This window comes from Elstera litoralis (assembly GCF_000963705.1).
Taxonomy (GTDB): domain Bacteria; phylum Pseudomonadota; class Alphaproteobacteria; order Elsterales; family Elsteraceae; genus Elstera; species Elstera litoralis.
On record NZ_LAJY01000458.1, the window covers coordinates 1 to 4,361 of the forward strand.

The 4,361-nt window shown below is 62.3% G+C and carries 4 protein-coding genes; 2 read left to right on the top strand and 2 right to left on the bottom strand.

Annotated elements, in window-relative coordinates; all coding sequences use genetic code 11:
* Together VZ95_RS24320 and VZ95_RS15720 are read right to left on the bottom strand one after the other, a co-directional pair.
* Window positions 1-1,183, bottom strand: a 1,183-nt coding sequence (locus tag VZ95_RS24320) for a hypothetical protein (RefSeq protein WP_156995343.1), incomplete at its 3' end; no start/stop codon positions are given.
* Between the two features lie 265 nt (window positions 1,184-1,448).
* On the bottom strand, window positions 1,449-2,846 hold the full coding sequence (locus VZ95_RS15720; protein WP_232302698.1) for an NAD(P)H-dependent flavin oxidoreductase: 1,398 nt from the start codon (window positions 2,844-2,846) through the stop codon (window positions 1,449-1,451).
* A gap of 250 nt (window positions 2,847-3,096) precedes the next feature.
* Here VZ95_RS15720 and VZ95_RS15725 point away from each other — a divergent pair, with 250 nt between their 5' ends.
* Window positions 3,097-3,750: a glutathione S-transferase family protein gene (locus tag VZ95_RS15725; RefSeq protein WP_045776703.1), complete on the top strand. Its 654-nt coding sequence runs from the start codon at window positions 3,097-3,099 to the stop codon at window positions 3,748-3,750.
* A 172-nt stretch (window positions 3,751-3,922) separates the two neighbouring features.
* The gene (locus tag VZ95_RS15730; protein ID WP_052711838.1) at window positions 3,923-4,351 is read left to right on the top strand and encodes a cyclic nucleotide-binding domain-containing protein; all 429 of its coding nucleotides are present in this window, start codon (window positions 3,923-3,925) and stop codon (window positions 4,349-4,351) included.
* The last annotated feature ends 10 nt before the right edge of the window (window positions 4,352-4,361 follow it).

The following is a 4,361-nucleotide window of genomic DNA, read 5'->3' on the forward strand; positions in this document are numbered from 1 at the left end:
ACCCGCCGGGAATCGCGTGCGCGAGGGCAGCGCTCGCGGGCGGCACGATGCGGTCGGCTTTCGGTATGAGCGCGAGGTTGGTACAACCACCTGGGCGGGGCGGATCGGGCGGCCCGCCACCCGCCAGCGCCCCTGCGCCGGGTGATTGTCCCGATACCAGCCGCCCAGGGTTTCCCGGGCCACCGGGGCGACCAAGGGCACGCCGTCGTTCAGCCAATCCTCCAGCGCCACGAAAGCCCGTGCGGGGCCACCCTCCGGGGCGAGGCGCGAGAAAGCTTCGAACTTGCGGGCGATTTGCAGCGGATCGATCCCGGCGAACAAAGTTTGGATGACATCGATGGGCAAGCCCCCGTGCCAGTCTATCGCCTGAGTCAGCGCGGGCAGCGCCGCCGCTAGCCGCCGCGCCTGGCCGGGGTCGCTGTGGAAATCCCAGGGGGTTGCCAGCAGCAGCAGCCGGTCGACCAAGCTTGGGTGCCGTTCGGCCGCCGCCAGCGCCCAGGAGCCCGCCCATGCAGTAGCCGAGCAGCCCAACGCGCCCCCCGGCCTGGGCGCTCGCCAGCGCCAGCGCGTCGAACACGGGGCCTTCGATATAGTCGGTCAGGGTGAAGTCGGCCTCCTCCACCCCCGGCGCGCCCCAATCCATCAGCAGCGGGCGAATGCCCGTACCCGCGAGCCAGCGCAAGAAGCTGCGCTCTTCCGTGAGATCGAGAATATAGGCGCGGTTGATGAGCGACGGCAGACACAGCAGCATGGGGCCGGTCGCGCCGGGCGCGCTGTAATCGAGCAGGCGGATATTGCCCCAGCGTGCCCGCTCCTGCGGGTCGGGCAGGTTTCGGCGATAGGGATGGTCGCGGTAGCGCTGCACGCCCGTCAGAAAGGCACCGAGCCGCCGCCGTCCCGCCGCTTCGACGGCCTGGATAAAGCGGATCGGATCGAAGCCTTTAGACTCTTCCGCGCCGCCGGTACGGTTTAAGGGGATGCCGGGGGCTGGGGGAAACCCGCCCGAGATCGGCGGTGGGGGCGGCATCAGCCCCTTCAAGATCGGCCAACCGTTGCTCCACAGCAGCGAGGCGGGCAGCGAGCTTGAGTAGAAGTTCCAGCAGCTCAGGAGATGCAGCGGCAGCGGGCGCGGCCCCAAACGGGGGAGCGGATCGGTGCGGTGAGGCGGCGGGGTCGACGGCACGGTGAACGGATCCCGGAGCTGAGGCAGGCGAGTGCGGGGCGGGGCGTCGGCGGCGGGGTAAGCCCCCACAACGCCCAAAGCCGCGCCATCGATTCCGTTGTCGCCGGATCGCTCGCCCAAGCAGAAACCTGCCCTTGCCACAGATCAAGGAACTGTTCGGCAAGCGCATTCAGGTCAGGCGCGTTCGGGTCGGGCGGGGGCCGGGTCGACATGGCTTCAGTATACCGCGCCGCCGTTCCGCCGTCGCCCTTCCCGTCAGCGATTCTTAGTCCCCTGTGACGATCCGATCCATCAACTGCCGTACCGTGGGCACGAACCCATTGGCGTAGAACGGGTCTTGGCCGAAACGATAGGCATTGTGCCCGGCGAACATCAACTGATGGTCGATATCGTCGGAATGGCTAATTTCCTGCAACGTCTTCTGAATGCAGAAGCTGCGCGGATCGGGTGATTTGCCGGTTGTGCCGGTTTCATTCTGCGCCCAGTTGGAGAAATTGCAGTGCGACAGACAGCCCATGCATTCCACCTGATCGGTGCGAATATTCACACTATCCTCGGGGGTGACGAACACGAGGGTGCTTTCCGGCGTGCGCAGGGCTTCGGTGAAACCTTGCGTCATCCACTGCTCGGCGTTGACCTTATCCACGGAGGTCACAAAGACGGAGCGACCGCGCGCGCCGATTTTCAACTCGGTATCATGCTCGCCGTGGGCGTGGGCAGTGAAGGCGATTTGGCGCTCCGAGCGGCCCTTGAGGTTGCGCAGAAACGCATTTTCCACCGCCGACGAGTAAAAGCCGGTGGGCGAAAAACGATTGAGATAGACATCGCCGGGTTTCAGTTCCAGCAGGCGCTTGCGCCACGCGCCGGAAATCGGGCTTTCCTGGGTTAGCAGCGGGCGCGTGCCAAACTGGAAGCCGACGGGGCCGAGATCGGGATTATCGATGAAATCCTGCCATTCGCGCAGAAACCACACGCCGCCCGCCATAATGATCGGCGTTTGATGCAGGCCAAACTCGCGCATGACTTGGCGGAGTTCCACCAAGCGCGGCAGCGGATCTTCCGGCTTATGCGGGTCTTCGGAGTTGGAGAGCCCGTTGTGCCCGCCCGCCAACCACGGGTCTTCATAGACCACGCCGCCGAGCAGATCGGGAAACCGATGGTAGGCGCGCTTCCACAGGGCACGGAAGGCGCGCGCCGAGGAGACGATGGGGTAATAGTAAACGCCGTATTTGGCGCAGATTTCCGCCACCTTATAGGGCATGCCCGCGCCGCAGGTAACGCCGTGAATCAGGCCTTTCGAGCCTTCGAGCACGCCGTTGAGAATGATTTCCGAGGCGGCCATTTCCCACAGAATATTCATGTGGATACGCCCCTGCCCCCCCGCCGTTTCATGGGCGATTTGGGCTTGGGCGATACCGCCGCTGATGGAATAGGCGATTAGCTCTTCATGGCGCTCGCGGCGGGTTTTGCCGTGATAGATCATGGGAATGATCTGGCCGTTGGCGTCATATTGATCGGCATTGACGCCCGAGAAAGTGCCAATCCCGCCCGCAGCGGCCCACGCGCCGGAGCTTTGACCGTTCGAAACGGCGATCCCTTTGCCGCCTTCTACTAGCGGCAGGACTTCCCGTCCCGACATCAAAATCGGATTCAACGCCTTCACCCAGTCCTCCATCCCATCAACGCCGGCTGAGGGCGGGCAGCCCCTGGCTCGGTCGGTCTTCTATAACAGCCGCAGGGCCGTAGATTCTACGCTTTGCTTTTCCTATCGGGTTTTTGCGTTCGTTACTAGGCCGAACCCATCCCGGTAAAAACCGCAAAGCCGATATTTTCGAAAGCCCTTGCCAGCAGCCGGGCGCTCGGGTTTGCTGGCCGCCATCGCTTTTACAGACAAAAGCTGGAGGAAGCAGGCTATGAGTTTAACGCTGTTCATTGGCAATAAAAATTATTCATCCTGGTCGTTGCGCCCGTGGCTTGCCCTGAAGTTGGCGCGCATTCCGTTCGAAGAAGTGCTGATTCCGCTGTATCAGGCCGCCTCCCGCCAAGATATTTTGCGTCATTCCCCGACCGGCAAGGTGCCCGCGCTAAAAATCGACGATACGGTGATCTGGGATTCTCTTGCCATCTGCGAATGGGCGGCGGAACAGGCTCCCGACGCGCAGCTTTGGCCGCTTGACCCATTGGCCCGCGCCGTGGCGCGCTCGGTTTCGGCGGAGATGCATTCGGGCTTCGTTGGGCTGCGCTCAGCCCTGCCGATGAATATTCGCCGCGCAACGCCGCCGCGTAATCTGACCCCCGCCGCCCAGGAAGATATCAACCGCGTCACCGCTCTGTGGCGCGACTGCCGCAAGCGCTTCGGCCTCGGCGGGCCGTTCCTCTTCGGCAACCCCACGATTGCCGACGCCATGTTCGCGCCGGTGGTAACGCGGTTTACCTCCTATCTCGTGGATGTGGATGACGATAGCCGCGCCTATATGGCCGCCGTGCTCGCCCTGCCGCCGATGGTGGAATGGATCGAGGCAGGCAAGCGCGAGCCGTGGATCATCGAGGATAGCGAGGCGGCGTAAGCGCCGATGGGCGAGGGGGCTGCGATGTAACGTCGCTTAGGCCTCCTCCTCTTAACGTTCAATTAGGGTTAATTTGGCTATATGATAGTGTGCAGTGCACAAGATGCGAGCCTGCTTAAAATTAGATTGCGGCGCGATTGAAAGTGTAACTTTCTAGGATAAAATCTTCACCATGCGCAAACCAGCCCCTCTTGCGGATCGCCGCCTCTATAATCCCGGTGCCGTGATCGTTTCTGAAGGCGATGAGGGGTATTCGCTCTATCTAATCGAGACGGGCTCAGTCGAGGTCTTCAAGACACTTCCCACGGGCGAGACTATTCTCGGGCGTATTGGCAAAGGTGGAATTTTTGGCGAAATGGCCTTGGTGGACGACTCGAAACGCATGGCCTCCGTCCGCGCTGCCGAACTCACCACCTGCCAGATTTTCCCGCGCGAGTATTTCCAATATCGTCTCGGGCGCAGCGATAAGTTGATCCAGGCCCTCATGCGAATTTTCACGGGGCATATCCGCTCGTTGACGCAGCTACAAGCCGACGTTGGGGCGGGGGAAGTGCAGCGACCAAACTATATATTCACGCAAAATGATGTGTTGGACGATTAGAGGGAAGGTA

What these genes read in the sequence shown, in the direction of transcription:
- VZ95_RS15730 (WP_052711838.1), top strand. Translation starts at nt 3,923, where the DNA reads ATGCGCAAACCAGCCCCTCTTGCGGATCGCCGCCTCTATAATCCCGGT.
- VZ95_RS15725 (WP_045776703.1), top strand. Translation starts at nt 3,097, where the DNA reads ATGAGTTTAACGCTGTTCATTGGCAATAAAAATTATTCATCCTGGTCG.